Genomic DNA, 25002 nt, shown 5'->3' on the forward strand with positions numbered 1-25002 from the left:
GTTCTGACCGCTCGGGTACCTATCGAAAACGCTTGCGCAGTTTTGCGAGCGCCCGCCAGAATCTCGCTGAGTTCGGGTAGGCGGTGTAGTCCACGGGAGGACGAGCGATCAGGTCGTCGAATTCCGCAGGCGTCAGTCCGAGCTTCTTGGCGATGAACTCGTGATCTTGCACGCGCAGCGGGTCGGGATAGTTCGACGTAACCATGAGTTCCAGCGCGTCGTCTCGGCTCACCTGCCCCGAGAGGATCAGGGACGAGTAGTGTGCAAGCCGCTTGTCGAAGCCGAACTTGTGCGGCAGGTAATAGCCCTGGAAGTAGCGGGTGAAAACCGATTCGTAATGCTTTCCCCCGTAGTCACGCCAGCCCACGCTGTCGGCGATGTCCTTCTTGGCGTCAACGTAAACGTAAGGCATGAAGTCGAGCGGCCGAACAGTATGGATGCGTCGAACAAGGGGGAACCAGATGTGCCGCGCGAACATCCCCAGCACCGGGTAGGTCTTGAGCTTCACGGAGCCGAAGCGCTTGTGCACCGCTTTGAGGTGCTTGGCGTCGTCAGCGTTGTAGCCCCACGCCTCCGGCAGCACCGACTCCGTTGCGGCGTTGCCTCCCGAGAGGATGTACTTGATCCCGTACTTCTTCGCCTGCTGGTAGGCGACCCACCCGAAGGCGTGGTCGGTCGGAGTGTCCGCGTTTGCGAGTGACGCCTTGAAGAAGGAGAGCTGCAGGTCCTTCATCTCGCGCCAGTCGACGACGTGCGTGTAGAGGTCGAGACCCAGCGTGGTGACGAGGCTATGAATGTTGCCGACCGCCAGCTCGGAGTTCCAGCCGCTATCAAAATGAACGACGAGCGGACGGAGCCCGAGCCTCACGGCCCGTAGCGTCAGGTAGGTACTGTCCACACCGCCTGAGACTCCGATGATGCAGTCATAGGGCTTGTTCGCACCCGCTGCCTTGATGGTGGCTACGAGGCTCTCGAGCTCGCCTAGTCTCTCACCGCGTTGAGCAGGGAGGACCAGCGGGGCGAAAACCTGGTCGAAATGGTGCGCGTGCGAGGAGACGCCGTTCTCGTCGAACCAGATATCGGGGTCGGTCGTATCCATAATGGTGCGCGCACACCTCTGATACGGTCGCGGCTCATCTGACATTGGCCCTGTCCCTTATTAACCCCTGGAGGCAATCCTACGAGCACCGTTTCGTATCAGCGGTCATAACCGGAGAGTCGACACGTCGCCGTAGACTCGTGCTCCGTGCGGCCCCGAATCCTCTGCGTCTCCTTTTCGCCGATCCATGCGGATTCCCGTGTCCTGCGCCAGATTGACGTGCTGCGACAGCACGGCGAGGTGACGACCGTCGGCTACGGCCCCGCCCCCGAGGGCGTCGCGCGTCACATCCAGGTTCCCGACGACGCGTCGTCGCTGCCGCAGACGCCGCCCGGCGTCGCCCGGCTGGCGCTGCGCAGGCACGACGCTGTCGAGCTCACGTCGCCCGGCGAAAAGGCGGTACTGAAGGATGTCGTCGCGTCCGGGCACTACGACCTCGTCGTCGCCAACGACGCCCGCGCGCTGCCCCTCGCCTTCGCGGCCGACGGCGACAAGGTCTACGCCGACATGCACGAATGGGCCGCGGAGGAGCGCGCAACGATCTTCGTCTGGCGCGTGCTCGTCGGTCCGTACATGGAGCACCTCTGCCGCACCTACCTGCCGCGCACCGCAGCCGTGACGAGCGTGAGTGCCGGCCTCTCCGGGCTCTACGCCGAGCGCTACGACCTAACGACCGAGACGATCCGCAATTCCGCCGACTTCCGGGGCGACCTCGCGCCGACACCGGTCGATCCCGACCGCATCCGCCTCGTGCACAGCGGCACCGCTGATCCGGAGCGCAATATCGTCGAACTCATCGACGCCACCGAACGCCTCGGCGACAGGTTCTCGCTCGACCTGTACCTGCTCGAGGTGCCGGGCGGTCACCTGGCCCAAATCAAGGCGAAGGCGGCGAACTCGCCCCGCGTGACCGTTCACGACCCGGTGCCGCCCGCAACGCTGCCGACCGTGCTCAACCAGTACGACCTTGGCGTCTTCCTCTATCCGCTTCGCACGCTGAGCCACCTGTACCACCTGCCGAACAAGTTCTTCGACTTCGTGCAGGCCCGGCTCGGGATGGTCTTCTCGCCCGCGCCCGAGATCGACGCCCACATGGCCAAATACCAGCTCGGCATCATCACCCGCGACACGAGCGCCGACGCTCTCGTCGAGGCGTTGCGCGACCTCACCGTTGAGGACGTCGCCGGGTTCAAGCGCGCCGCCGACCGTTCTGCGCGTGAGCTGTCGAGCGAGCCGGACCGTGCCGCTCAGGACGCTCTCATCGGGCGCCTGCTCGCCGACCGATGAGAGCTGGCCGCACCAAGCGGGTGATCATCGCCACGCGCATCTTCGGGCCCGAAGTGTCGGCGGCGTCGGCAATCCTGCGCATCTGGGCCGAGGAGTTCCGCGCCCGCGGGTGGCAGGTGACGGTGCTGACCGCGAAGCCCCCGAAGGGCGCCCTGATCGATGACCCGACCGGCATCGAGGTGCGCCGCGCCCCGGTGAAGCGCGACAAACAGCTGTACGTACGCGGCTATTTGAGCTATCTGAGCTTCGACGTGCCGCTCGCGTTCCGACTGCTGTTCGCCCGCCGGGCCGACCTCTACATCGTCGAGCCACCGCCGACGACGGTCGCCGTAGTGCGGGTGCTCGCCGCCCTCAAGCGCTCGCCCTACGTCGTGCGCGCCGCTGACTACTGGACCGAGGCTGCCGAGCTGGTGACCGGCAACAGATTCGTCATCGGCACGCTGCGCCGCGTGGAGGCCTGGGGTCTGCGCGGGGCGCGGATGCTGTTCGCCGCCCACCAGCCGCTCATCGACAGGTTGCGCGCGGTCGGCATTGCGACGCCTGCCGTGCCGATCGGCTTCGGGGCGGACACCACCCACTTCCGCTACGACGACCAACCGGCGCCCGAGCCTCCCGTCTTCGTCTACGGCGGCACCTACTCCGAATGGCACGGGCCGGGCATTTTCGTCGACGCCATGCCCGCCGTGCTCGAACAGCACCCCGGCGCCCGACTCGTCTACTACGGCAACGGCGAAGAACGCGAGGCGATGCAGGCCCGGGCCCGCGAACTCGGGATCGAGGCATCCGTCGAGTTCAACGCACCGATACCGCCGGCGGCGCTCTCGCCGATCCTCGCGGGGGCGACCGCCTCGGTCGCGAGCTTGGCACCCGTCCCGCCGAACGACTACGCGCTTGCGACGAAGGTTTACTCTTCGCTCGCGGCGGGATGTCCGGTGATTTATGCGGGACGCGGACCGACGGTCGAATTTCTCAACGACTCCCAGCACCCGCACGCGGGCGTTGCGGTCGCCTACGACATCGTGGCGGTGGCGGCCGCCATGAATGCGGCAGCCGCATCCCCACTACCGCCGAAGGCTCGCGCGGAGCTGGCTGCCTGGTCGGCTCGCGAGTACTCGCTCGCCGCGATCGCGGAGCGAGTCGTCAGCGAGAGCCTGGCGATCATCGGCCGATAGTCGACGCCGTGCGCACGTAGAATCGAACCCGCTCAACCACCCTGGAGACATTCCTGTGAAGATCGCCGTCATCGCCCTTGGCAAGATCGGCCTCCCGCTCGCCGTGCAGTTCGCCAGCAAGGGTCACGATGTCGTCGGCGTCGACGTCTCGCAGCGCACGGTCGATCTCGTCAACCAGGGCGTCGAGCCCTTCCCCGGCGAAGCCCACCTCCAGGAGAAGCTCGCAGAGCTCATTCCGGCCGGCCGCCTGCGCGCGACGACCGATTACGCCGACGCAGTTCCCGGTGCGGACGCCGTCGTGCTCGTCGTCCCGCTGTTCGTCGACGAGGAGACCGCCGAGCCCCAGTTCGACTGGATGGATGCCGCGACCCGATCGCTCGGCGCGGTCCTGACTGCCGGCACGCTCGTCTCCTACGAGACGACGCTGCCGGTCGGCATCACGCGCTCCCGCTGGAAGCCGATGCTCGAAGAGGCGTCGGGACTCACCGAGGGCGTGGACTTTGACCTCGTGTTTTCCCCGGAGCGCGTGCTCACCGGCCGGGTTTTCGCCGACCTCCGGAAGTATCCGAAGCTCGTCGGCGGGCTGAGCGAGGGTGGAGCTGCGAAGGCGGTGAAGTTCTACGAGGCGGTGCTCGACTTCGACGAGCGCCCCGACCTCGCGCGCCCGAACGGTGTCTGGGATCTCGGCAGCGCCGAGGCCGCTGAACTCGCGAAGCTCGCCGAGACGACCTACCGCGATGTCAACATCGGCCTTGCCAATCAGTTTGCCCGCTACGCATCGACGGCGGGTATCGACGTCTACCAGGTGATCGAAGCCTCGAACTCGCAGCCGTACTCGCACATCCATCAGCCCGGCATTGCCGTCGGCGGCCATTGCATCCCGGTCTATCCGCGCCTCTACCTCTGGACCGACCCGGAGGCGACGGTGGTGTCAGCCGCTCGCGCCGCGAACGCCGGGATGCCGGAATACACGATCGGCCTTCTCGAGGGCGCCTACGGCGACCTTGCTGGCGCGAAGGTGGTTGTGCTGGGAGCCGCCTACCGCGGCGGCGTCAAGGAGACGGCGTTCTCCGGAGTCTTCGGCGCGGTCGCCGCGCTGAACGCGCGAGGTGCTGTGACGGTCGTGCACGACCCGCTCTACGACGACGACGAGCTGACCCGCCTCGGATTCACCCCGTACCACCTCGGCGAACCTGCCGACGCGGTCGTGGTGCAGGCCGACCACGACGAATACCGGTCACTGGGCCCCGACGATCTGCCCGGAATCGCGGCGTTCATCGATGGCCGCCGCATCTCGTCGGCGGACCGGTGGCCCGGGATTGCCTATCGCGTAATCGGGAAAGCCACGAGCTGACGCTCGGCCACGACCCGTGCCCGGCTCGCACCCGGTCCGCATGGCATCATTGAAGATCTGCGAGCCTGCCCACCGCCGTCGTGCGGCGGGCTCCCCCCGGATCGGAGAACCAACTCGTGTGCGGAATCTTTGGCTTCATCGGCACCGACGCCCTCGACTCCGCCTCGGCGAAAACCCTCGTCAAACACGCGCAGCAACGCGGCCGTGACTCGAGCGGCATGGTGATCCGTGAGGCGGACGGCTTCCATGCCTACCGCGCGGACTACCAAATTGACTGGCTACTCAAGCGCATCCCCCCGCTCGGCAACCTCTTCTTCGGCCACAGCCGACTGGTCACCAACGGCACCGGCGATAATCAGCCCGTACTTCGCGAGCAGATTATGGTGCTGCACAACGGCATCGTCGTCAATGAGGAGGCGGTCTGGAAATTGCTGGGCAAGTCGCCTCAGCTCACGGTCGACACGGAAGTCATCCCGGCCATCATTGCGTCGCACCTCGAAGCGGGCGGGACTGTTGAGTCGGCGGCCGAACGGGTGCTCAGCGTCACCGAGGGCGTTGTAGCCTGCGCCGCTCTGGTTCCGCATCTCGGCAAGCTCTTGCTGTTCTCGAACAACGGCAGTCTCTACGTCGGCGACAAGAGCGGAGGAACTGTCTTCTCGTCCGAGAGCTACCCGCTGAGGGAGATCGGCGCCGAGAACATTCGCCAGATCAAGGGCGGTGAGGCCGTCGTGCTCGACGTGCCGGCCCAGGATGATGCGATCAGCATCACGGAGTGGACCAGCCGCTCCATCGACCTCGTCCCGGGCCTGGGTATGTCGGCGCAGGAGGAGGCTCTTCTGCAATACCCGAAGCCGAACTTCCGGCGTTGCACGCGCTGCATCCTCCCCGAGACAATGCCGTTCATCAAGTTCGACGATCAAGGCGTTTGCAACTACTGCCTCACCTACAAGCCGCGTAACCACCCACGTCCGAAAGAGGAGCTTTTCGAGCTGATCAAGCCCTTCCGGCGCGCGAAGGGCGACGAGGTGCTTGTGCCGTTCTCGGGCGGTCGCGACAGCTCCTACGGCCTGCACCTCATCGTGAAAGAGCTTGAGTTGCGGCCGGTGACCTACACCTACGACTGGGGAATGGTGACCGACCTCGGGCGCCGAAACGTCAGCCGCATGTCGGCCAAGCTAGGCGTGGAGAACATCATCGTCGCGGCCGACATCACCAAGAAGCGCGACTACATCCGTCGCAACCTGGAAGCCTGGCTGAAAGCTCCGAACCTCGGGATGCTGAGCGTTCTCACGGCAGGCGACAAGCACTTCTTCCGCCACATCGAGACCCTGAAGCGCCAGACCGGCGTCACCCTCAACCTCTGGGGGATCAATCCGCTCGAGGTCACGCACTTCAAGTCCGGCTTTCTCGGCGTTCCTCCTGATTTCGAGGAAGAACGGGTCTACAGCCACGGCGCCATGAAGCAGTTGCGCTACCAGTCGCTGCGTCTCAAGGCGATGACGCGCAGTCTCGGCTACTTCAACAGGTCGATCCCCGACACGCTCTTGGGTGAGTATTACCGCAGCTTCACCACGAAGTCGGACTACTTCCACATTTTCGACTATTGGCGCTGGGACGAGAAGCAGATCGAAGAGACCCTCGACTCCGAGTACGACTGGGAGCACGCGCCCGACACCCAGACCACCTGGCGCATCGGCGACGGTACCGCGGCGTTCTACAACTACGCGTACTACACGATCGCAGGATTCAGCGAGCACGATACGTTTCGCAGCAACCAGGTGCGCGAGGGTGACATCACCCGCGACGAGGCGCTCCGACTGGTTGAGGAGGAGAACACCCCGCGGTACCCGAACCTGAAGTGGTACCTCGACGTGGTCGGGGTGGACTTCGCCTACGCGATCAACACCATCAATCGCACGCCCAAGCTCTACCGACAGGATCCGTCGCGAGCTGACGTCACGGCCTGACCCCCCGCAAGGCTCAGGCTCGGGCTGCAGCCTTCGGCTTCGGTGCCCTCGACTTCACCGGCGACTTAGACGGCGATGTCAATCTCGGTGGCGTGGTCGCGAGGTCAAGACTCGGCCGTCGCGCCACCGGCCAGAGCACCGCGAGCAATCCTGCGAAGGCGAGGGCGCCGAGTACCCAGACCGCGGTGGGTCCGACCGGGAGGCCCGTCCACCACCACTCGGATCCGGCATCCAGGTTCGCGCCCTGCTGGTCGGCCCCCGTGACATAGCGACGGATGTTGACCTGAAGCGCCACGAAGTTCGCACCGGCGATCGCGGCGAATATCGTGAAGGTTTGAATCCTGCTGAACACCAGCTCGCGGCCGCGCGGCATCGTCGTCAGCAAAAGCGAGAGCAGCAGGATCAGGGGCAACAGATAGCGGGGCTGCAGCGCTTGGCCGACTCTGGTGCCGCCGACGGTGAGGACGTAGACCGGCAGCACGATCAGAACTACAAGCACCCCGAGGATGCTGATCGCCTTGCGCCACTCGAGGCGCCCGAGGCCCGCGAAGGCCACGACGATGAACGCCGCCGCTCCCGCCCAGGGCACGATGGCGGGGAATCCGGTATCGAACCAGCCGAGAGCCCAGGTGCCCCAGACACCGGTCCAGAGGTACGGCAGCATCAGCAGGTTGTAGGCCCCGAGAGCGAAACCTGTGAGTGGAACATCAGCCGGGATGCCGACGACAACGCCACCGGGACCCGCGAAGGCTTGCCCGCTGGTGAACCCGATCGCGCCCACGCCCGACTGGCCGGCCGTCACGAAGAATAGGACCGCGATCACTATGCCCACAACGGGCAGGATCGCCCGCGTCGCCCAGGAACGGGTGAGACCGAACGACAGTACCGCGGCCGTCACGCTCGCCCCGACCACGTAGACGCCCGCGTCACCTCGAGCGCCCGACGCCATGATCACGCCGACCAAGTAGAGGGCACCGAGCGCCCACCGCCGACGCCCCGCGGTCTCGAACCAGCCCAGCAGCGCCAGGAAAGCCGTTCCGACGCCCATGATCGCCCAGCTGCTCGGGTTGTTGGACGGGATCAGGAAGATTCCGAGCGGTATCACGGCGACCAGCCAGCCCCACAGCAACGTGCGTCGCCGAGAAGTCGACAACAGTCCCGCGAGCGCCGTCGCCAGTGCGACAAAGAGAGCCGCGTTCACAAGTCGCATGGTGAGAGCACTCACCTGGATGTCGGGCCCGGCGAACAGGTGCATCACGGAGTAGTAGACCGGCGGGTACTCCCCTGCGAAGTTGCCGCGGTTGGTCTCGTAGCTCCCTCGCGCGTTCAGTTGCTCGAACTGACAGGCGGCACTGACATCCTGATGTCCGGCGTAGCAGGTGACCCCCGCGAATGCGACGTCGAGCTTGCGATGATCGCTATCCGTACCTGGCTGGCACTCGGCGTTCCCGCCGTCGGCACACCAGATACTGACCAAGTGGTAGTCGTCGTCGGGGGCGGCCCCGATCGGCGAGGCGAAAGCCCAGGCCGAGAGCGCAAGGAACGCGAAAACGGGGGCGAGGTGGATCAGCCGGATGCGTCTCACGAAGCGGGTGAATCCACGGCCGGGGGTGGCCGAATCAGTCATCGATGGATCGCCGCTTCTCTAACTCGAGGGCCAGTTTCTGAACTGTCTTGCGCAACTCGTCGCGCGTCCTCGCGACCTCAAGGCTCACCTGCATGAGCAAGAGGAATAACACGAAGAACGCCCCGACGAAGAGCAGGTTGATCGGCTGGGAGATGCCGAAGAAAATGGCGATGGTGTCGAGCAAGCCCGGCCACGCCGAGAGCACGATCGCCACGACCGAAGCGGCGAGCCAGATCACGGCGTATTTCTCGGGCAACACGTAGGAGCGCAGCAGCACGATGACGACGATCAGCAGAACCGCCGCCATTGCAATAGCGAGAATCTGAGGGGTCACGCGACGGACTTCCCGGCGGTACGCCTTCGGAGTTCACGCAACTGCGGCGGCACGCTGCGGAAACTCGCCAGCACGAGGATGAACATGATTCGTCCGGTGTAGCCAATTGAGCGGAAAACCGACTGCGACGGAACTCCGCCCGCCCGCTGGTTCATCCCGACCGGGATCTCCGCGACGCTGAGTCCCTGGCGAGTAGCGAGAACAATCGATTCAACAGTGTCGCCGAGCCACTCGATGGGATAGTGCTCAGCGAAGACGGCGAGTGCGCGCGGTCCGGCGATCCTGAAGCCACTCGAGGCGTCGGTGATCCGAGTACGGGCGTACAGAGACACGACCCGTGCAATCAGGTGGTGAACGCCCCGTCGCGCCGCAGACGACTTGAAAGCGTCGCCCCCTGGCGCATACCTGCTGCCGATGACGATGTCGGCGTTGGCCGTAGCGGCGATCAGTTCGGCGATGTGCTCAGGGCGGTGCTGGCCGTCGCCATCGAATTGGATGACGGCGTCGTACCCGTTGGCGGCGGCGTATTTGAACGCGGTTCCCATCGCCGCGCCGACCCCGAGGTTGATCGCATGCGAGAGCACGTGCGCGCCGGTCGCGTGCGCGATGCGCGCCGTATCGTCACGCGAACCGTCGTCAACGACCACGGTATCCGCGAGGGGATGCATCGCCGACAGGGAAGCGAGGACTTCACCGATAGCGTCCGCCTCGTTGAGCGCGGGGATCGCAACGAGAACCCTCATGGCTATCGAGCCTACCCGCCGAGCCGATTCGCCACGCGCCTCAGGACGTCGCGGACACCCGAGTGCCGCAGGTGATGCCAGGTCATCCTGGCGTCGTAGAGCGGACCCGACATTCGACGGCCCCTTCCCGATCCCGCGCCCATCGCATCCCGATCACCCGCATAGTCGACCGCATGGTGCGGGTCGGCGACGAATGCCCGCAGCGGCTCGAGCACGATGGGCCAGGTGAAGCGCTCACGCACGCGTGCGACATTCTTGCGATAAACGGCTGCCCGAACCGGGTCGAGCACCTCGGTGATCGCGGCCGCGAGCGCCGTGACATCGTCGCCCGGCACGACCACGCCGAGCCCCTCCTCGCGCACGAGATCGGCAAACCCGTCGCCGTCGGTCACGACCATCGGCAGGCCCGCCCACAGGTAGTCGAGGATGCGGGTGCGGAACGCGAACGTCGTTTCGAGGTGGATGTGGTGGGTGCTCACGCCAGCGTCGGCGTCGAGGAGGTATCCGGCCCGGTCCGCGTACGGGACCCAGGTGTCGTTGAACACCACCTTCGTGCCCTCGACCCCGAGTTCGCGAGCGAGGTCGAAAGACTCGCGCACGATGCCCATCTCGTCGACGCCCGGGTGGCGGGTGCCGAGGAAGAACAACCGGATGTCGTCCCGCTCCGCGGAGAGCTTCACGACCGCGCGGATGAGCGAGAGCGGATCGAACCAGCTGTAGACGCCGCCGCCCCAGATGAGGATCTTGGCACCGTCGTCGAAGCCGGTCACGACGCCGCGCAACGCCGAACCGGGAGCCGGGTCGACGGGGTCCAGTCCGAACGGCATGAGGTCGAGAAGTCCACGCAGGTCGGGATCGTCGGCATAGGTGGCCGGATTGATGCGACCGAGGGCAGCGAGATGGCCAAGGTAGAACAGGCGCTGGCGCTCGCTTGCACACACAACGAAGTCGACCCGGCGGAGCTGGTCGTTGAGGGTGCTTCGCGCTGCGGCGACCCGCAGGTCCCAGGTCGCCCGCGGGAGTTCGCGGCCCTGCTCAAGCATTTCGAGGTGCATCGGGTCGTAGACGTCTGCCACCAGGTACCGGTCACTGCGCCGTAGCGACGGGAACTGGCTCATGCCGTAGCCCTGGAACAGCACGACCTCCGCCCAGCGCTCGTGCTTCCGGAACGCGCGGTCGTCGCCCGGCGATACGGCCACGAGCTCGAAGGGAGCATCGGGTCGTTCGGCGCGTGTGGTCGTGACGACTCGCACCTCGTGACCGTCCCCCTGCAGGGTGATCGCGGTGTTCCAGACCCGGATGGCAGGGCCGGCCATGCGCTCGCCGATCGGGTCGCCGGTGAGGATGAGCACGCGCGTCATGACTCTCCTCCCGCTTGCCGCGGGCCAGCAGGCTGCACCAGATCGCGCAGGATGTCGATCGACCCCCGACTGTATCGCGCGTACCGGCGGCTCAAGGCTCCCGCGAGAACCCCGGGAATCCGAGCCAGCCGCAGGCGGGGAAGGCGTGACCGTGTGGTCTCGTGGGCGAGTTTCCCGCGCGCCGCTGCGACTCGAGCCGCAGGAGCCCCGAGAGCCTCCAGGCGCTCGACGAGCAGTCGCGATCGCTCGATGAGGCGCGCGGCCCGCTCGGTTCTCGTCTCGCGCAACTTGCGCATCCGGTCTGCCGTCGTCGGTTTCCGCGCGCCGATTTGATTGGCGCCGTGCTGGCGGTAGTCGATGAGCTGCGCAGGATCGAGCCTCAGCTCGCCGAGTGCCGCGGCGATCACGGCGAGCCATTCGTCGTGCACCCAGACCTTAGGGAAAGGTGCGGCCCTCTCGACCAAAGACCGGCGCAGCACAACCGTGGCTCCGGTGACGAGGTTGCGGCGCATGAGCACCGCGAAGGCATCTCCTGACTCAAGTCCCGCACGCTCGCCCGGCGTCGCCTCGAGAGCGTCGAGCAGGCCGAGCCCGAGCGAGGTCCCCGCTGCGTCGACGAGCCGCGCGTCAGTGTGCACGAGCAAGAGGCTGGATTCGGCCGCGAACTGCGGCACGACGCGTGCGAGCTTGGCGGCATCCCAGATGTCGTCCTGGTCGCTCAGGGCGATGAGGTCGCCGCGGCACTCGCTCAGGGTTGCGGCGAAGTTTGCGACGACGCCGAGCGGCTCCGCCCGACGCAGGATACGGAGGGCGACGTCGAGCGCCGGGTCAGCCGCGCGCGCGACCGCGAAGGTGTTCTCGATGACCGCGACCGTGTCATCACTCGAAGCGTCATCGCCGACGACGATCTCCATCGGGGCTGGACGTTGGGCGAGGATGCTGCGCACCTGCTCGGCGACGTAGGCCGAGCCGTTGTGTGTGCAGAGCGCGACGGACACGGTCAGCGGTGCGTCGGCCGTCGGATCAGCGGCATCGGTCGTCACCCCGCCAGGATATGTCGAGCACGCGCCGGTAGGATCCGGAGTCGTGCCCGGTACCGTGCGACCCGCGAGCGACCCCCGGGTTGCGATCGTCACTGTGGCCTACCGATCGGACGATGTGCTCCCCGGGTTGCTGCACTCAGTGCCTACCGCGACGACCCTTCCGGTGACGACAATCGTTGCCGACAACTCGCCCGATGAAGGCCGCGCGGCCCAGATCGCCGCAGACTTCGGAGCGCGCTACCTCGCCGTCCCGGGCAACCCCGGGTACGGCGGAGCCGTCAACGCTGCGACAGCCGGCCTGCCAGCGAGCGTCGAATGGATCGTTGTCGTCAACCCGGACGTCGTACTCGCGCCAGGCTCGATCGACGCGCTCGTCACGACGGGTGAGGGTGACGACCACATCGGCGCGGTCGGCCCGCACGTCGTCAACGAGGACGGCTCGACCTATCCTTCGGCACGCGCCATCCCGTCGCTGCGCACCGGCATCGGACACGCCCTGTTCTCCCGCCTGTGGGCCGCTAACCCGTGGACCCGTCGCTACCGCGATGACCGGGCTCCGGTCGATGTGCGGCGCGACGCCGGCTGGCTGTCGGGCTCGTGCGTCGTCGTGCGGCGTCGAGCCTTCGACGAACTCGGCGGCTTCGACGACGGCTACTTCATGTACTTCGAAGACGTCGACCTCGGGTATCGACTGGGTCAACGCGGCTACCGCAACGTGTACGAACCCGCCGCCCAGGCGATCCACGCGGGTGCGCATTCGACCTCGGGGGAATCCGCCCGGATGCTGCGAGCCCACCACGCGAGCGCGCGACGCTTCCTCACCCGCAAGTACAGCGGATGGTGGCTGTGGCCGGTCCGCGTGGTCGTGACCGCCGGACTTGGCGTGCGGTCGGCGATCACCACCCGACGAGCGCGCGACTGAACTCAGGTCACCTGAACTCAGGTCAGCGCGACGTGCGCAGGAGCCCCGCGAGGTAGCTGCCGTACCCGCTTTTGAGCAGCGGAGCGGCGAGCCGCTCAAGCTGGGCGTCGTCGATCCACCCGGCCCGCCAGGCGGCCTCTTCGATGCACCCGATCTTGTAGCCCTGCCGATCCTCGATGACGCGTACGTACTCCGAGGCCTGCATCATCGATTCGAACGTGCCGGTGTCGAGCCACGCGGTGCCTCGATCGAGGACCCGCACCTGGAGTCGTCCGGCTTTGAGGTAGAACTCATTGACCGACGAGATCTCGAGCTCTCCGCGAGCGCTCGGGACGATGCCCCGCGCGATCTCGAGAACGTCGTTGTCGTAGAAGTACAGTCCCGGCACGGCGTACCGGCTCTTCGGGTGGGTCGGCTTCTCTTCGATCGAGACGGCCCGGAAGTCATCGTCGAACTCGACGACGCCATAGGCCGTGGGGTCGGCGACCTGGTACGCGAAGATCAGTCCGCCGTCGAGTTCGCCCACCTGACTGAGCGCTCGCGCGAAGCCGTCGCCGTGGAAGATGTTGTCGCCGAGCACCAGGGCGACCGAGTCGTCGCCGACGAAACTCTCTCCGATGATGAACGCCTGAGCCAGCCCATCGGGCGACGGCTGGACGGCATACGAGAGGTGGATGCCGAGGGCACTCCCGTCGCCGAGGAGCGCTTCGAATTGGGCGTGGTGTTCGGGAGTCGTGATGATCAGAATTTCGCGGATCCCGGCGACCATGAGGGTCGACAGCGGGTAGTAGATCATCGGCTTGTCGTAGATCGGCATCAGCTGCTTCGAGATGCCCTTGGTGATCGGCCAGAGCCGGGAGCCGGATCCGCCGGCCAGGATGATGCCCTTCATCGAGCATCCGCCGCGTAGCGTGCCACGCAGTCGTCCCAGGTCGGCAATAGGCCTGCGCGTTCGGCCTCTTCGAGAGAGGGGGCGGCGGCGTCCTTCGCTGACAGCAGCGGAATACCGATGCTGTCGGGGATATCGAGTCCGATCGCCGGATCCATGGGATCGATGCCGTGCTCTTGCCCCGGGCGGTACACGTCGTTCACGAGATACGTCAATGTGGTGTCGTCCTCAAGCGCGAGGAATCCGTGTGCCAACCCTTCGGCGATGAAGACGGCGCGGCGATCGACGGTGTCGAGGAGTACCGAGTCCCAGCGGCCGTAAGTCGGAGACCCCACCCGCACATCGACGAAGAAGTCGATCGCGGCACCCGCCGAAACAGTGACATATTTCGCCTGCCCAGGCGGAACGGCAGCAAAATGGAGCCCACGAAAGACGCCGCGCCGAGAGACTGAGATGTTGGCCTGACGCAGGTCGAGACGTCGACCAACGACCTCTTCAAGTGGCTCGAAGCGATACCACTCCAAGAACGTTCCTCGGTCATCGGAGAACTGCCGTGGAGTCACCACAACGGCGCCCGGCACGAGGGTTTCGACGACATCCATGAAGTCAGCTAACCATTCCGTGGAGGGCGGATCAGAGATGCGTAAGGTCGGCTTCGTACGCCGCAAGAACCTGGCGAGTCGGCCCTACTTGACGGAGTTCGCCGCCATCAAGCCACAACGAACGCGAACACAGATCACGAACTTGCCCAAGCGCGTGGCTCACGATAATCACCGTTCGGCCGTCGCCCGTCAATTCGCGGAACTTTGCGCGCGAACGTTCCTGAAATTCGGCGTCCCCGACGGCGAGCACCTCGTCGATGAGGAGGATGTCGGGCCGCACGTGAACTGCCACGGCGAAGCCGAGACGCACGTACATGCCGGAGGAGTAGTTCTTCACGGGCTGATCGAGAAACGGTCCAACGTCGGCGAAATCGACGATCTCGTCGAACCGCGCGCGGATGTCGCGCCGCTTCATCCCGAGGATCGACCCATTGAGAAAAATGTTCTCTCGACCGGTCAACTCAGGGTGGAAACCGGAGCCGACCTCGAGCAGGGCCGCTACCCGTCCATTCATTCGAATCGTCCCCCGCTCGGGTGTGAGAATTCGGGCCAGCGTTTTGAGCAGCGTCGATTTGCCGGAGCCGTTGCGACCGACGATTCCGAGCGTTTCTCCGCGGGCGACCTCGAAGGAGACATCCTGCACGGCCCAGAATTCGCGATCGATAACGGATCTTCGACCCCTCAGAACTGCTGATTTCAGGGATTGATTGCGCTCGCGGTAGAGCCGGAATCGTTTCCAAACCTGATCAACGACGACTGCGGGCGTGCTCACAGAATCTCCGCCAGACGGCGTTCGGAACGGGTGAATACTACGAAACCGAACATTCCCACAACCAGGGCCGAGCACACGCACCAGATCAGATCGACGGAATCCGGCCATCGGGAGGCATACATGAGGTCACGAAAGACGGCGACGAAGTGCTCCATCGGATTGAGCTGGAAAATCGTCATCGCCCAGGGGTCAGAACGAGTCGCGTTTGCGACCACGTCAAGCGGATAGACGATCGGGGTCAGGTAAAACCACATCTGCAGCGCGATCGCTACCAAGTGCTGCGTGTCTCGGAAGTGTGCGTTCGCGATCGCCGCCAACATTCCGAGTCCCACGGCAAAGATCCCCAACAAGACCATCACCACCAGCGTAAGCGGCAACCACGGGACGACGAATGCCCCAGCCAAGCTCAAAGCCACCCCCAGCACAACCATCTCGATCAGCCACGTGACGCCGACCGACAGGAGGACTGAGAGAGGGAGGTGTGCGCGCGGGAAGTAGACCTTCTTGATGAGGCTCTCGTTGCCGATGAGGACCTCGATACAGCCATTGACGACTCGGGCAACAAACAGCCAAGGGAGCAACCCGGCCATGAGCCAAAGCGCGAACACATCCAAGCCGCTCGGATCCCCGCGGGGGGGCTGGGCGCCGAGAAAAACGGAGAAGACGATCGTGTAGATGAGCATCGTCGCCACCGGGTTGAGCAGTGACCAGAGCTGCCCGAACACGGTGCGGCGATACTGGCCTTTAAGCTCGCGGGCAACCAGATTTCCGAGCAGCTCTCGCGATTCGCGGAGGTCCCTCAGGTACGGCATCCGGGTCCGATCGTCCGCGTCTAACTCCCCACACTGTATCGGGCCTCGGGCGCGCGCGGATCGAAGGACCATCCACCCTCATGATGCTGCGAGACCATCGCCCTGAGCAGCCTAGAATTCCGGGGTGCGGATCCTCGTCACCGGCGGAGCCGGCTTCATCGGCTCGAACTTCGTGCGCCGCACCCTCGACGACGCCTACCCGGGCCTCGAGGGCGCTGAGGTCGTCGTCTACGACGCCCTGACCTACTCGGGCAATCTCGCGAACCTCGCCCCGGTCGCCGCATCCCCGCGCTACTCGTTCGTGCACGGCGACATCCGTGACTCGGCCCTGCTGGACAGCACCCTGCCGGGCATCGACGCGATCGTGCACTTCGCCGCGGAGTCGCACGTCGACCGTTCGGTGCGCGACGCCGGCCCGTTCGTCGAGACCAACGTCGTCGGCACGCAACGTCTGCTCGATGCCGCGCTTCGGGCCGGAACGAAGCGGTTCGTGCACGTGAGCACCGACGAGGTGTATGGCTCGATCGCCGAGGGCTCGTGGGCCGAAGACCGCCCGCTCGAGCCGAACTCGCCGTACTCCGCCAGCAAGGCGGGCAGCGATCTGCTGGCTCGCAGCTTCCACCGCACGCACGGCATGAACGTCTCGATCACCCGCTGTTCGAACAACTACGGGCCCTACCACTTCCCCGAAAAGCTGATCCCGCTCTTCGTCACCAACCTGATCGACGGCCAACACGTGCCGCTCTACGGCACGGGCGAGAACATCCGGGATTGGCTGCATGTCGATGACCACACCCGCGGCATCGCGATGGTGCTCGTCGGCGGGCGCGCGGGCGAGATTTACAACATCGGGGGCGGCACCGAGCTGACCAACCGGGAACTTACCCAGATGATGCTCGACGCGACCGGCCGCGACTGGTCTTACGTGGATGCTGTCGACGACCGCAAGGGGCACGACCTGCGCTACTCGGTCGACATCTCGAAGATCCGCTCCGAGCTCGGGTACGAACCGCTCGTGCCCTTCGACCAGGGTCTGGCTGACGTCGTGCAGTGGTACCGCGACCGCCGCGACTGGTGGGAACCTCTCAAAGTTCGCGCGGAACTCGAGTGAGATACGTCGTCCTCGGCGGACGCGGCATGCTCGGCCACGATCTCGCCCGAGCGCTTGAAGGCCGCGATGTCGTCGCGCTCGGTCGCGATCAGGGCGACCTGACCCATCCAGCCGCTCTGCGGGCCGCGGTCGACGGCGCCGACGTCATCATCAACGCCGCCGCGTACACCCGCGTCGACGACGCTGAGACGGATGAGGCGGCCGCGACTGCTATCAACGGCACGGGAGCAGGTGATGCGGCCCGCGCCGCCGCCGAGGTCGGTGCTCGGTTCGTACAGATCTCGACCGATTACGTGTTCGACGGGTCCGCTACCGCCCCTTATTCCGAAGACACGCCCCTCGCACCCGTGAGTGCCTACGGACGATCCAAGGCCGAAGGTGAGCGACTGGTCGCGCAGGCGCATCCCGCCCCGCACATCGTGCGCACCGCGTGGCTGTACGGGGAGCAAGGGCCGAATTTTCCGCGCACGATGCTCACCCTGGCGGCGGGGCGTGACACGGTGGATGTCGTCACCGACCAGATCGGACAACCCACCTGGACCCGTGACCTCGCGAGCGGAATCGTCGAGCTGCTCGACGCCGAGGCTCCGGCCGGCATCTACCACGTCACCAACTCCGGCCAGGCGAGCAAGTTCGAGCTCGCCCGCGCCGCCTTCGAGCTGGCCGGACTCGACCCGGATCGCGTGCATCCGACCGACAGCGCGTCCTTCGTGAGCCCCGCGCCGCGCCCGGCCTATTCGGTGCTCGGGCATGACGCGTGGCTGGCAGCCGGCCTCTCGGAGCTCAGGCCGTGGCGCGAGGCTCTGGCCGAGGCCGTTGCCGAGGGGGCGGTGAGTCCGAGATGACGACGCTTCGGGTCATCGTGGACGACATCGTGGCCGTCGGGGGCGACCGCCTCGGGCGCTACGCCGAAGACCTCACCCGCGCACTCATCGCCACGGCACCCCGCGGCACCAACGTCGCCGGGGTCGTCGCCGCCTCCCCCGAGGGCGACTATGCCCTGCTGCGCGAGCGCCTGCCTGGCCTGACCGAGCTGCACAAAAGTGCTCTCGCCCGCCGCGAGTTGGCGGCAGCTTGGCAGCATGGGTTCACCACCCTCCCCGGCAACGGGATGGTGCACGCCACCAGCCTGCTGGCGCCGCTTCGCCGCCACGATCGCCTGTCGAATCCCGGCGAGCAGACCGTGGTGACGATCCACGATGCGATCGCCTGGACCAGCCCCGAGCTGCTGCCCTCACGGCTGGCCTCCTGGCAGCGCACGATGGGCAAGCGAGCCGAGAAGTATGCCGATGCCGTCGTGGTGCCGACGCACGCCGTCGCCGCCGAACTGAGCGAACAACTCGCGCTGGGCGACCGACTGCGCGTCATCGGGAGTGCGCCGTCAACTGCCCTCGCTGTCCCGCCCGACTCCGCCGACCGCCGCGAGCGCCTCGGCCTGCCGACCCGGTACGTCCTCGCGATTGTCGAAGACGACGCACCGAACGGGTTCCCCGACTTGCTCGCAGCGATCGGGCATCCCGACGCCCACGGCACGCGCCTGGTGATCGTCGCCGGTGCGAAGTCCGCAGCTCGCCTGATGTCCGACTCCCCATCGTCCGGCGCCACGACACCCGACGCCCCGTGGCGCGACCGCGTCACTGTCGTCGACCCCGAGACCGACGCTGACCTGAGCGCGATCTATGCGGGCGCCGGTGCCTACGTGCAGCCGAGCGTCGCAGCAGGATTCGGCGCCCCGATGCTCGATGCGATGGCGGCGGGCCTGCCGCTGGTGATCTCCGACGCCCCGGCGCTGGTCGAGGTCGCCGACGACGGAGCCCGGGTCGTTCCACGCGGCGACAACTTCGTTGCGGAACTCGCGGCGACAATCGCCGAACTGATCGAAGATCGTCCGGCGGCCGAACGACTGGGGATCGCGGCGCAAGACCGCGCCCGAGCCTTCAGTTGGCGCGACGCCGCCGAAAAGGTCTGGCAACTCCACGCCGACCTCTGACGCCGGTCTGATTCAGGGAGTCGGCGTGGCCGTCACCGGGCGCGTCGCATCCACGACCGCCTGCCGGATCACGGTGTAGTCGGGATTCCCGGTCTTGATGAGCGGAGGCACGAAGTCAACCTTCGTCAGCGGCAGGTTCTTCGTCTTCGCCGCGAGTTCGACGAAGTACGCCAGCATCGACTGCGGGATGTCGGTCGACACGACCTGGGCGCCCGCCGTGGCGATCCCTTGGAATTTCAGCAGCACGGTCGCGGGATCCGCCTGCGCGAGGATCGCTTCCTGCACCTGACGCTGGCGTGCCATCCGTTCGTAGTCGTTGGAGCCGTAGCGCGAGCGGGAGTACCAGAGCGCCGTCTGCCCATCCATGTGCTGCAGCCCGGCCTCGATGTAGCCGATCGGCGGAGCCGCACTGCCGTCGTCATAGTTGTTCGAACCGATCGGCAGCCGTGCGGGCACGTCGATGTCGACGCCGCCCAGGGCGTCGATCAGGTCGGCGAACCCCTGCATGTCGATGAGGCCGTAGTACGGGATGGTGAGGCCCGTGACCCCCTCGGCGGCGTCGCGGACGGCCTCGATCCCCGGGTTGCTGGAGTGCTTCACGGCGTCGGGATACAGGTCCGGGTGCTCTTCGCCGTAGGTGTAGAGGTAGTCGATGAGGCAGTCATTGCCGCAGTCGTAGCCGTTGGGAAACGGGCCGTAGAGCGGGGAACCCGCGACGAACGGCACCTGCTCGAGGTTGCGCGGAATACCGAAGATCGTTGCCGCGCCGGAGGTGGCGTCGATGCTGACCACCGAGATGCTGTCGGGGCGCAGGCCGTTGCGGTCGGGTCCGGCGTCACCGCCGAGCAGCAGGATGTTGTAGCGCCCGTCGATCGGCGGAACCGGCGGTCCGGGGGCGAAAATCCCGAGCAACCCGATCGCCGAGACGGAGGTCGAGGCGATGAAGCCGGGCACACCGATCGTGAGCACGAGGGTCAGGACGCCGAAAGCGGCGACCAGCCCTCGGGCGCGCGGCGAGACATTGACGAACCGCACGAGCCGCAGGGTGTCGAGAGTCAGCACGACCCAGAGCACGGCGTAGAAGATCGCGATGACGACGAGGGTCACGAGCACGGCGGTATTCGTGACGGCCACCAACAGCGCGCTACGAGCTGCGACCGCCATCACGATTGCCACCACGACGAGCACCCACAGCACGATGGTCGCGCCCAGACCGAAGCGGCCCAGTCGACGATTGCCCGCGACGACCTGTGCCGAGCCGGGGATGAGGAGATTGAGCGCGACCAGCCACCACGCGCGCTTGGTCATCTCGGGGCGCGAGCGGGTGTCGGGATAGCGCACCGGCTGGTTGGCGGAACTCACGAGGTCGAAGCGAGCTTCTCGTTCTTCTCGGCGACCATGCGCTCGAGTCCTTCGGCGAAGTGCTCGAGCCGCTCGGTGAGCGCCGCGTCGGAGGTCGCCAAAATGCGCGCCGCCAGGATGCCGGCATTGCGCGCGTTGCCGATCGCGACCGTGGCGACCGGGATGCCGGACGGCATCTGCACGATCGAGAGCAGCGAGTCGAGGCCGTCGAGGTTCTTCAGCGGCACCGGAACCCCGATCACCGGGAGCGTCGTCACGGCGGCCACCATCCCGGGAAGATGAGCTGCTCCGCCAGCTCCGGCGATGATGACCCGGATGCCGCGACCGGCCGCCTCGCGCGCGAAGTCGATCATGCCCTGCGGGGTGCGGTGGGCTGAGACGATCCGGAGCTCGTGGGCGATGCCGAACTCGTCGAGGGCTGCGACAGCATCCGTCATCACGGGCAGATCGGAGTCAGACCCCATGATGACGGCGACGAGCGGGCTGTCGGACACGAGCCCCATGGTACGGCTCAGTTCTCGAAGAACGCCGCCGCCGCGCGAGCGTCGCCGCGCACCTTGTCGAGGTCGTCGCCGCTCGCCGTCACATGCCCGACTTTGCGTCCTGGACGGGAATCCTTGGCGTACGAATGGAACTTCACTCGGGGCTGTGCGGCCAGGGCCTGCGGGTAACGCTCAGGCATCGTCGCTCCGACCGGTCCGCCGACCACGTTGACCATGACGCTCCAGGGCTCGCGCGCCGACGGATCGCCCAGGGGCAGGTCGAGCACCGCTCTCAGATGCTGTTCGAACTGGCTCGTGACAGCCCCGTCGATCGTCCAGTGGCCACTGTTGTGCGGACGCATCGCGAGCTCGTTGACCAGCAGACGCCCGTCGTCGGTCTCGAACAGCTCCACCGCGAGAACACCGGTGACACCCAACCCGGTTGCAATGGATGTCGCCAGGTTCGCCGCTGAGCGCGCGAGATCGGCCGCTCCCGGCGCGGGTGCGACGACCTCGGTGCAGATCCCCTCCGTCTGAACGGTCTCGACGAGCGGCCAGGTCGCGATCTCGCCCGACGGGCGGCGGGCAACCAGTTGCGCCAACTCCCGACGAAACGGTACGAGCTCTTCGGCAAGGAGCGGTCCGGTCGCGGCTGCGAACCAGTCGGCAGCCTCGGCGGCATCCCGAACCACGCGCACTCCTTTGCCGTCGTAGCCGCCGCGCGGGGTCTTCACCACCGCGGCTCCGTCGTGCGCGACGATGAACGCCGCCAAGGCGGCCGCGTCACCAACCGCGGCCCAGGCAGGAATCGGAACGCCCAGAGCGCTCAGCCGCTCGCGCATGACGAGCTTGTCTTGGGCGACGGCAAGAGCGGCGGGTTCCGGCCGCACCGTCGCTCCCGCGGCAACGAGAGCGGCCAGCACGTCCTGCGGCACATGCTCGTGGTCGAAGGTGATCACATCGACGCCGGCCGCGAAAGCGAGCACCGTCGCCGAGTCGCGGTAGTCGCCGATTGCGGTCGCGACGAGCGCTGCCGACGAGTGCGGGGCTTCGGCAAGCACCCGGAGCTCGATCCCCATTTCGACCGCGGGTTGGATCATCATTCGAGCGAGTTGTCCGCCCCCGATGACCCCGACGCGATGCACGCCATCAGCCTAGCCAGGACCGCGTGGCCCCCCAGCTGCGCGCGGTTAGGGTTGAGAGGTGATCGACCGTCTCCGTGCCCTGATCGGGTTCGTCTGGGACCGAGTCATCCGTTACGTCCTCAAGTTCGGCGTCGTCGGGCTCGCCGGCTACGTGACCGATGTCGGAATTTTCAACTTCCTTCGTCTCGGGTTCGCGGGTGAAGGACATTTTCTGCAGCAGCCGATCGGCGCCAAGATCGTCTCGGTCGCGATCGCGACCCTCGTCACCTGGTTCGGAAACCGGTACTGGACCTTTCGCGAGCATCGTCGCAAGAACTTCGTGCTCGAGCTCTTTGAGTTCACGGTTGTCGGGGTGGGCGGCCTCCTGATCGGGCTGCTCTGCCTCTGGATCTCCCACTACCTGCTCGGCTTCAACAACATCGTCGCGGACAACATCTCGGCGAACGTGATCGGCCTGATCCTCGGCACTGCCTTCAGATTCCTTCTCTACCGATACTGGGTCTACGGGCACCACCGCAAAGATGGGCTCACTGCGGTTGAGCACAAGACCGGTGCCGCGACGATGGCGATCTTCGAAGATGAGTCAAAGGCCTCACTGGATGCTGAGGCGCCGATTCGCCTCACCGAGCCGCGCGACTGAGCCCAACCGGTCAGGCCGGGCGCACGTGTGTGACGTCACCGACCGAGACGGTGTGCCGGGTGCCGTGGGCGGCGAGTACCTCAAGACGCCCCGTTGCATCCAGGCCTGTTGCCGTTCCGACCAGAACATCGCCCGCCGCGAGCTCGACCCGAACACGGCGACCGATCGTGAGGCAGCGGGCTGCGATCCGATCCCGCACAACCCCCGCGGCCGGCGGCTCGTCGAGAAGGTCGCGCAGACCCGTCAGGTAGCCCGCCAGGATCCCGTCGACGACCTCGGGCCCGTGATCCAAACCCGCCGCCGCAAGCGACGTCGCCGTCGGCACCGGCAGCTGATCGGCGGTCTGGGCGAGGTTGAGCCCGGCACCGACCACGGCATCCATCGATCCGGGTACGACTTCGACCAGCACGCCACAGACCTTGAGCTCGCCGAGCAGCACGTCATTGGGCCACTTCAGTCCGAAGCGTCCCGGCCAGACGGCAGCTAGCGAATCCGTGAGGGCGAGCCCCGCGAGAAGGGGCAACCACCCCGCAAGGGGATGGCGCAGCGCGTCGCGCACGAGCACTGAGGAGGCCAACGCCAGCCCAGGAGGCGCGACCCAGCTGCGATCAAGTCGGCCTCGTCCCGCGGTCTGATCGAGGGTGACGATCGTTGAGAACGAGGGGATTTCCGCGTCAGCGGCGAGAGCCATGAGGGCCGAATTCGTCGACGGCGTCGACCCGAGTATCCGCAGCTCGGGAACGGCTCGCACACTCAGCGGGAACTCCACATGCCGAGCCTAGGATGGCCAGCATGCCGAACGACGCCACGCTCCCCCGCGTGCTCGTGATCATCCCGACGTACGACGAGGCCGAGAGCCTTGAGGCGATCGTCGCGGCAGTTCTGCTCGCTTCACCCGACGCCGACGTGCTCGTCGTCGATGACGCCAGCCCGGATGGGACGGGCGAGATCGCCGACCGGCTGGCGAGCGCCGACCCGCGGGTCACCGTGCTGCACCGCACCGGCAAGGACGGTCTCGGACGGGCCTACGTCGCCGGATTCCGGGTCGCGCTGGAGCGCGGCTACGACCTCGTGGTCGAACTCGACGCCGACGGCTCGCACCCGCCCAGCGCCTTGCCCGCGTTGCTGGCGGCCGTCCGCGCAGACCCCGGCGTCGGGTTGTCGATCGGGTCGCGCTGGGTTCCAGGCGGCACACTGGTCGACTGGCCGATGTCGCGCCGCATCCTGAGCCGCGCCGCAAATTCTTATGCCCGAAAAATGCTCCGACTCGGCGTCCGGGACGTGACCGCCGGCTACCGCGTCTACCGCGCCGACGCCCTGCGCGGCTTTGCGCTCGACGAGATCGACTCCCGCGGGTACTGCTTCCAAATCGACATGACGGTGCGCACGGCAGACGCCGGATGGGCGATCACGGAGTTGCCGATCGAATTCCGCGAGCGCACGGCGGGGCGTTCGAAGATGAGTTGGGCGATCGTGGCCGAGGCGATGCTTCGGGTCACGGGGTGGGGCGTCGCTCGACTGTTTCGTCCCCGTCCCACCGCTCAGCGCCAGGCACAGAGCGCCGTCGGTACGTCACCGGCCGCCCCCCGCTAGGGCGCAGTGGCACCGACCGTTCCGTGAGGCCGGTCCCGGAGGTTTGTAGGTTCCCGCCAAAGCCATGGGCGACCTGCTCGATAGGCTGAACGCCTACGCACGAGCGGTGCTGCGGTTGGGGGTGCGCGACGTCACCGCGCCTACCGCGCCTACCGCGCCGACGTCTTGCGCGACGTGTCCCTCGACGAGATCGATTCACGCGGCTATTGCTTTCAGATCGACGTGACGTTGCGCACCGTCGACGCCGGTTGGCGCATCGTCGAGCGGCCGATCGAGTTCCGCGAATGCACCTCGGGCCGCTCGAAGATGAGCAAGTCCATCGTGGTCGAGGCGATGTTGCGCGTCACTGCCTGGGGGATCGGGCGCCTGTTCCGGCCGCGCCGCGCGCTCAGCCCGTCAGCTGGGAAAGCTGCCGCCAATCGCTGACCCTCCCGGCAGAGCGTGATTCACGGCCCCGGATTGGTCACGGTGGCGCAGTTGTCCGACGCGGCCGGACCGGCATAACTCAACCTGGTGTCGCTGCCCGCGCCGTCGTTCACCGCGACGACGCACACCTGATGGGACCCGACCGAAACCGACGCCGACAGGCTGAACCCGTGAGCATCCCCGATCCCCGGCAAGTTCAGCGCCGCCGAAAGCCCAGGACGCGCAGAACCTGCAACCCCCGACACGACCACCGCGCCATCAACCATCAA

General features: G+C 66.5%; 26 protein-coding genes. 11 read left to right on the forward strand and 15 right to left on the reverse strand.

What is annotated here, in order from left to right; genetic code table 11:
• Window positions 1–19: 19 nt before the first annotated feature.
• Window positions 20–1144 (reverse strand): N-acetyl sugar amidotransferase, encoded by a 1125-nt coding sequence (locus tag ABIR17_RS02585; protein WP_348002799.1) that lies wholly within the window; start codon window positions 1142–1144, stop codon window positions 20–22.
• Window positions 1145–1246: 102 nt separating this feature from the next.
• Here ABIR17_RS02585 and ABIR17_RS02590 point away from each other — a divergent pair, with 102 nt between their 5' ends.
• The 4 genes from ABIR17_RS02590 to ABIR17_RS02605 all read left to right on the forward strand — a co-directional run bounded on the left by ABIR17_RS02590 (window position 1247) and on the right by ABIR17_RS02605 (window position 6879).
• Window positions 1247–2386, forward strand: coding sequence for a hypothetical protein (locus ABIR17_RS02590; RefSeq protein WP_348002800.1), 1140 nt, complete (start codon window positions 1247–1249; stop codon window positions 2384–2386).
• Window positions 2383–3558 carry a glycosyltransferase gene (locus ABIR17_RS02595; protein WP_348002801.1) on the forward strand — a complete coding sequence of 392 codons (1176 nt, stop codon included), beginning with the start codon at window positions 2383–2385 and terminating at the stop codon, window positions 3556–3558. The genes ABIR17_RS02590 and ABIR17_RS02595 overlap by 4 nt, the downstream gene beginning before the upstream one ends.
• A 55-nt stretch (window positions 3559–3613) precedes the next feature.
• Window positions 3614–4912, forward strand: coding sequence for a nucleotide sugar dehydrogenase (locus ABIR17_RS02600; protein WP_348002802.1), 1299 nt, complete (start codon window positions 3614–3616; stop codon window positions 4910–4912).
• 116 nt (window positions 4913–5028) lie between these two features.
• Window positions 5029–6879, forward strand: a complete 1851-nt coding sequence (locus tag ABIR17_RS02605) for a hypothetical protein (protein WP_348002803.1) — start codon at window positions 5029–5031, stop codon at window positions 6877–6879.
• A 13-nt stretch (window positions 6880–6892) separates the two neighbouring features.
• Here ABIR17_RS02605 and ABIR17_RS02610 read toward each other — a convergent pair whose 3' ends face one another.
• Genes ABIR17_RS02610 through ABIR17_RS02630 form a run of 5 tightly spaced genes read right to left on the reverse strand, consistent with a single transcriptional unit; the run spans window position 6893 to window position 11987 of the window.
• Window positions 6893–8506 carry a DUF2142 domain-containing protein gene (locus ABIR17_RS02610; protein ID WP_348002804.1) on the reverse strand — a complete coding sequence of 538 codons (1614 nt, stop codon included), beginning with the start codon at window positions 8504–8506 and terminating at the stop codon, window positions 6893–6895.
• Window positions 8499–8840 (reverse strand): DUF2304 domain-containing protein, encoded by a 342-nt coding sequence (locus tag ABIR17_RS02615; protein ID WP_348002805.1) that lies wholly within the window; start codon window positions 8838–8840, stop codon window positions 8499–8501. The genes ABIR17_RS02610 and ABIR17_RS02615 overlap by 8 nt, the downstream gene beginning before the upstream one ends.
• On the reverse strand, window positions 8837–9583 hold the full coding sequence (locus ABIR17_RS02620; RefSeq protein WP_348002806.1) for a glycosyltransferase family 2 protein: 747 nt from the start codon (window positions 9581–9583) through the stop codon (window positions 8837–8839). Before ABIR17_RS02620 ends, ABIR17_RS02615 begins: the two co-directional genes overlap by 4 nt.
• Before the next feature lie 11 nt (window positions 9584–9594).
• Window positions 9595–10944: a glycosyltransferase gene (locus tag ABIR17_RS02625; RefSeq protein ID WP_348002807.1), complete on the reverse strand. Its 1350-nt coding sequence runs from the start codon at window positions 10942–10944 to the stop codon at window positions 9595–9597.
• On the reverse strand, window positions 10941–11987 hold the full coding sequence (locus ABIR17_RS02630) for a glycosyltransferase family 2 protein (RefSeq protein ID WP_348002808.1): 1047 nt from the start codon (window positions 11985–11987) through the stop codon (window positions 10941–10943). The genes ABIR17_RS02625 and ABIR17_RS02630 overlap by 4 nt, the downstream gene beginning before the upstream one ends.
• Before the next feature lie 43 nt (window positions 11988–12030).
• Between ABIR17_RS02630 and ABIR17_RS02635 the strand changes: the two genes are divergently transcribed.
• Window positions 12031–12909 (forward strand): glycosyltransferase family 2 protein, encoded by an 879-nt coding sequence (locus tag ABIR17_RS02635; RefSeq protein ID WP_348002809.1) that lies wholly within the window; start codon window positions 12031–12033, stop codon window positions 12907–12909.
• 22 nt (window positions 12910–12931) lie between these two features.
• Here ABIR17_RS02635 and rfbA read toward each other — a convergent pair whose 3' ends face one another.
• From rfbA to ABIR17_RS02655, 4 genes are read right to left on the reverse strand one after another with little or no spacing between them, the layout of a single operon-like run.
• A complete protein-coding gene (gene rfbA / locus ABIR17_RS02640; protein ID WP_348002810.1) occupies window positions 12932–13801 on the reverse strand; it encodes a glucose-1-phosphate thymidylyltransferase RfbA in 870 nt (289 codons plus the stop codon).
• Window positions 13798–14400 (reverse strand): dTDP-4-dehydrorhamnose 3,5-epimerase, encoded by a 603-nt coding sequence (gene rfbC / locus ABIR17_RS02645; RefSeq protein WP_348002811.1) that lies wholly within the window; start codon window positions 14398–14400, stop codon window positions 13798–13800. The genes rfbA and rfbC overlap by 4 nt, the downstream gene beginning before the upstream one ends.
• Before the next feature lie 31 nt (window positions 14401–14431).
• On the reverse strand, window positions 14432–15172 hold the full coding sequence (locus ABIR17_RS02650; RefSeq protein WP_348002812.1) for an ABC transporter ATP-binding protein: 741 nt from the start codon (window positions 15170–15172) through the stop codon (window positions 14432–14434).
• Window positions 15169–15984: an ABC transporter permease gene (locus tag ABIR17_RS02655; RefSeq protein WP_348002825.1), complete on the reverse strand. Its 816-nt coding sequence runs from the start codon at window positions 15982–15984 to the stop codon at window positions 15169–15171. Before ABIR17_RS02655 ends, ABIR17_RS02650 begins: the two co-directional genes overlap by 4 nt.
• A gap of 124 nt (window positions 15985–16108) precedes the next feature.
• Here ABIR17_RS02655 and rfbB point away from each other — a divergent pair, with 124 nt between their 5' ends.
• Genes rfbB through ABIR17_RS02670 form a run of 3 tightly spaced genes read left to right on the forward strand, consistent with a single transcriptional unit; the run spans window position 16109 to window position 19085 of the window.
• The gene (gene rfbB / locus ABIR17_RS02660; RefSeq protein ID WP_348002813.1) at window positions 16109–17095 is read left to right on the forward strand and encodes a dTDP-glucose 4,6-dehydratase; all 987 of its coding nucleotides are present in this window, start codon (window positions 16109–16111) and stop codon (window positions 17093–17095) included.
• A complete protein-coding gene (gene rfbD, locus ABIR17_RS02665; RefSeq protein WP_348002814.1) occupies window positions 17092–17940 on the forward strand; it encodes a dTDP-4-dehydrorhamnose reductase in 849 nt (282 codons plus the stop codon). Before rfbB ends, rfbD begins: the two co-directional genes overlap by 4 nt.
• Window positions 17937–19085 carry a glycosyltransferase gene (locus tag ABIR17_RS02670; protein ID WP_348002815.1) on the forward strand — a complete coding sequence of 383 codons (1149 nt, stop codon included), beginning with the start codon at window positions 17937–17939 and terminating at the stop codon, window positions 19083–19085. Before rfbD ends, ABIR17_RS02670 begins: the two co-directional genes overlap by 4 nt.
• 12 nt (window positions 19086–19097) lie before the next feature.
• On the opposite strand, the gene ABIR17_RS02675 is transcribed toward ABIR17_RS02670, so the two are convergent.
• From ABIR17_RS02675 to ABIR17_RS02685, 3 genes are read right to left on the reverse strand one after another with little or no spacing between them, the layout of a single operon-like run.
• Window positions 19098–20447 carry an LCP family protein gene (locus ABIR17_RS02675; RefSeq protein ID WP_348002816.1) on the reverse strand — a complete coding sequence of 450 codons (1350 nt, stop codon included), beginning with the start codon at window positions 20445–20447 and terminating at the stop codon, window positions 19098–19100.
• Window positions 20444–20950, reverse strand: coding sequence for a 5-(carboxyamino)imidazole ribonucleotide mutase (gene purE, locus ABIR17_RS02680; RefSeq protein ID WP_348002817.1), 507 nt, complete (start codon window positions 20948–20950; stop codon window positions 20444–20446). The genes ABIR17_RS02675 and purE overlap by 4 nt, the downstream gene beginning before the upstream one ends.
• 8 nt (window positions 20951–20958) lie before the next feature.
• A complete protein-coding gene (locus tag ABIR17_RS02685) occupies window positions 20959–22074 on the reverse strand; it encodes a 5-(carboxyamino)imidazole ribonucleotide synthase (protein ID WP_348002818.1) in 1116 nt (371 codons plus the stop codon).
• A gap of 58 nt (window positions 22075–22132) precedes the next feature.
• Between ABIR17_RS02685 and ABIR17_RS02690 the strand changes: the two genes are divergently transcribed.
• Complete coding sequence (locus ABIR17_RS02690; protein ID WP_348002819.1) at window positions 22133–22714, forward strand: GtrA family protein; 582 nt, start codon at window positions 22133–22135, stop codon at window positions 22712–22714.
• A gap of 10 nt (window positions 22715–22724) precedes the next feature.
• On the opposite strand, the gene ABIR17_RS02695 is transcribed toward ABIR17_RS02690, so the two are convergent.
• A complete protein-coding gene (locus ABIR17_RS02695; protein ID WP_348002820.1) occupies window positions 22725–23483 on the reverse strand; it encodes a biotin--[acetyl-CoA-carboxylase] ligase in 759 nt (252 codons plus the stop codon).
• Between the two features lie 23 nt (window positions 23484–23506).
• On the opposite strand from ABIR17_RS02695, the gene ABIR17_RS02700 reads away from it, so the two are divergent.
• The gene (locus ABIR17_RS02700) at window positions 23507–24307 is read left to right on the forward strand and encodes a polyprenol monophosphomannose synthase (RefSeq protein WP_348002821.1); all 801 of its coding nucleotides are present in this window, start codon (window positions 23507–23509) and stop codon (window positions 24305–24307) included.
• 165 nt (window positions 24308–24472) lie between these two features.
• On the forward strand, window positions 24473–24733 hold the full coding sequence (locus ABIR17_RS02705; protein WP_348002822.1) for a hypothetical protein: 261 nt from the start codon (window positions 24473–24475) through the stop codon (window positions 24731–24733).
• Window positions 24734–24753: 20 nt separating this feature from the next.
• On the opposite strand, the gene ABIR17_RS02710 is transcribed toward ABIR17_RS02705, so the two are convergent.
• Window positions 24754–25002: hypothetical protein (locus ABIR17_RS02710; RefSeq protein WP_348002823.1), on the reverse strand; the 249-nt coding region annotated here is incomplete at its 5' end.

The sequence above is a fragment of the Pseudolysinimonas sp. genome (assembly GCF_039912695.1).
Classification (GTDB): Bacteria; Actinomycetota; Actinomycetes; order Actinomycetales; family Microbacteriaceae; genus Pseudolysinimonas_A.

Coding starts and splice junctions, on each gene's coding strand:
- ABIR17_RS02585 (WP_348002799.1), bottom strand. CDS start 1,144: ATGTCAGATGAGCCGCGACCGTATCAGAGGTGTGCGCGCACCATTATG.
- ABIR17_RS02595 (WP_348002801.1), top strand. CDS start 2,383: ATGAGAGCTGGCCGCACCAAGCGGGTGATCATCGCCACGCGCATCTTC.
- ABIR17_RS02610 (WP_348002804.1), bottom strand. CDS start 8,506: ATGACTGATTCGGCCACCCCCGGCCGTGGATTCACCCGCTTCGTGAGA.
- ABIR17_RS02620 (WP_348002806.1), bottom strand. CDS start 9,583: ATGAGGGTTCTCGTTGCGATCCCCGCGCTCAACGAGGCGGACGCTATC.
- ABIR17_RS02625 (WP_348002807.1), bottom strand. CDS start 10,944: ATGACGCGCGTGCTCATCCTCACCGGCGACCCGATCGGCGAGCGCATG.
- rfbA (WP_348002810.1), bottom strand. CDS start 13,801: ATGAAGGGCATCATCCTGGCCGGCGGATCCGGCTCCCGGCTCTGGCCG.
- rfbC (WP_348002811.1), bottom strand. CDS start 14,400: ATGGATGTCGTCGAAACCCTCGTGCCGGGCGCCGTTGTGGTGACTCCA.
- ABIR17_RS02655 (WP_348002825.1), bottom strand. CDS start 15,984: ATGCCGTACCTGAGGGACCTCCGCGAATCGCGAGAGCTGCTCGGAAAT.
- ABIR17_RS02670 (WP_348002815.1), top strand. CDS start 17,937: ATGACGACGCTTCGGGTCATCGTGGACGACATCGTGGCCGTCGGGGGC.
- purE (WP_348002817.1), bottom strand. CDS start 20,950: ATGGGGCTCGTGTCCGACAGCCCGCTCGTCGCCGTCATCATGGGGTCT.
- ABIR17_RS02700 (WP_348002821.1), top strand. CDS start 23,507: ATGCCGAACGACGCCACGCTCCCCCGCGTGCTCGTGATCATCCCGACG.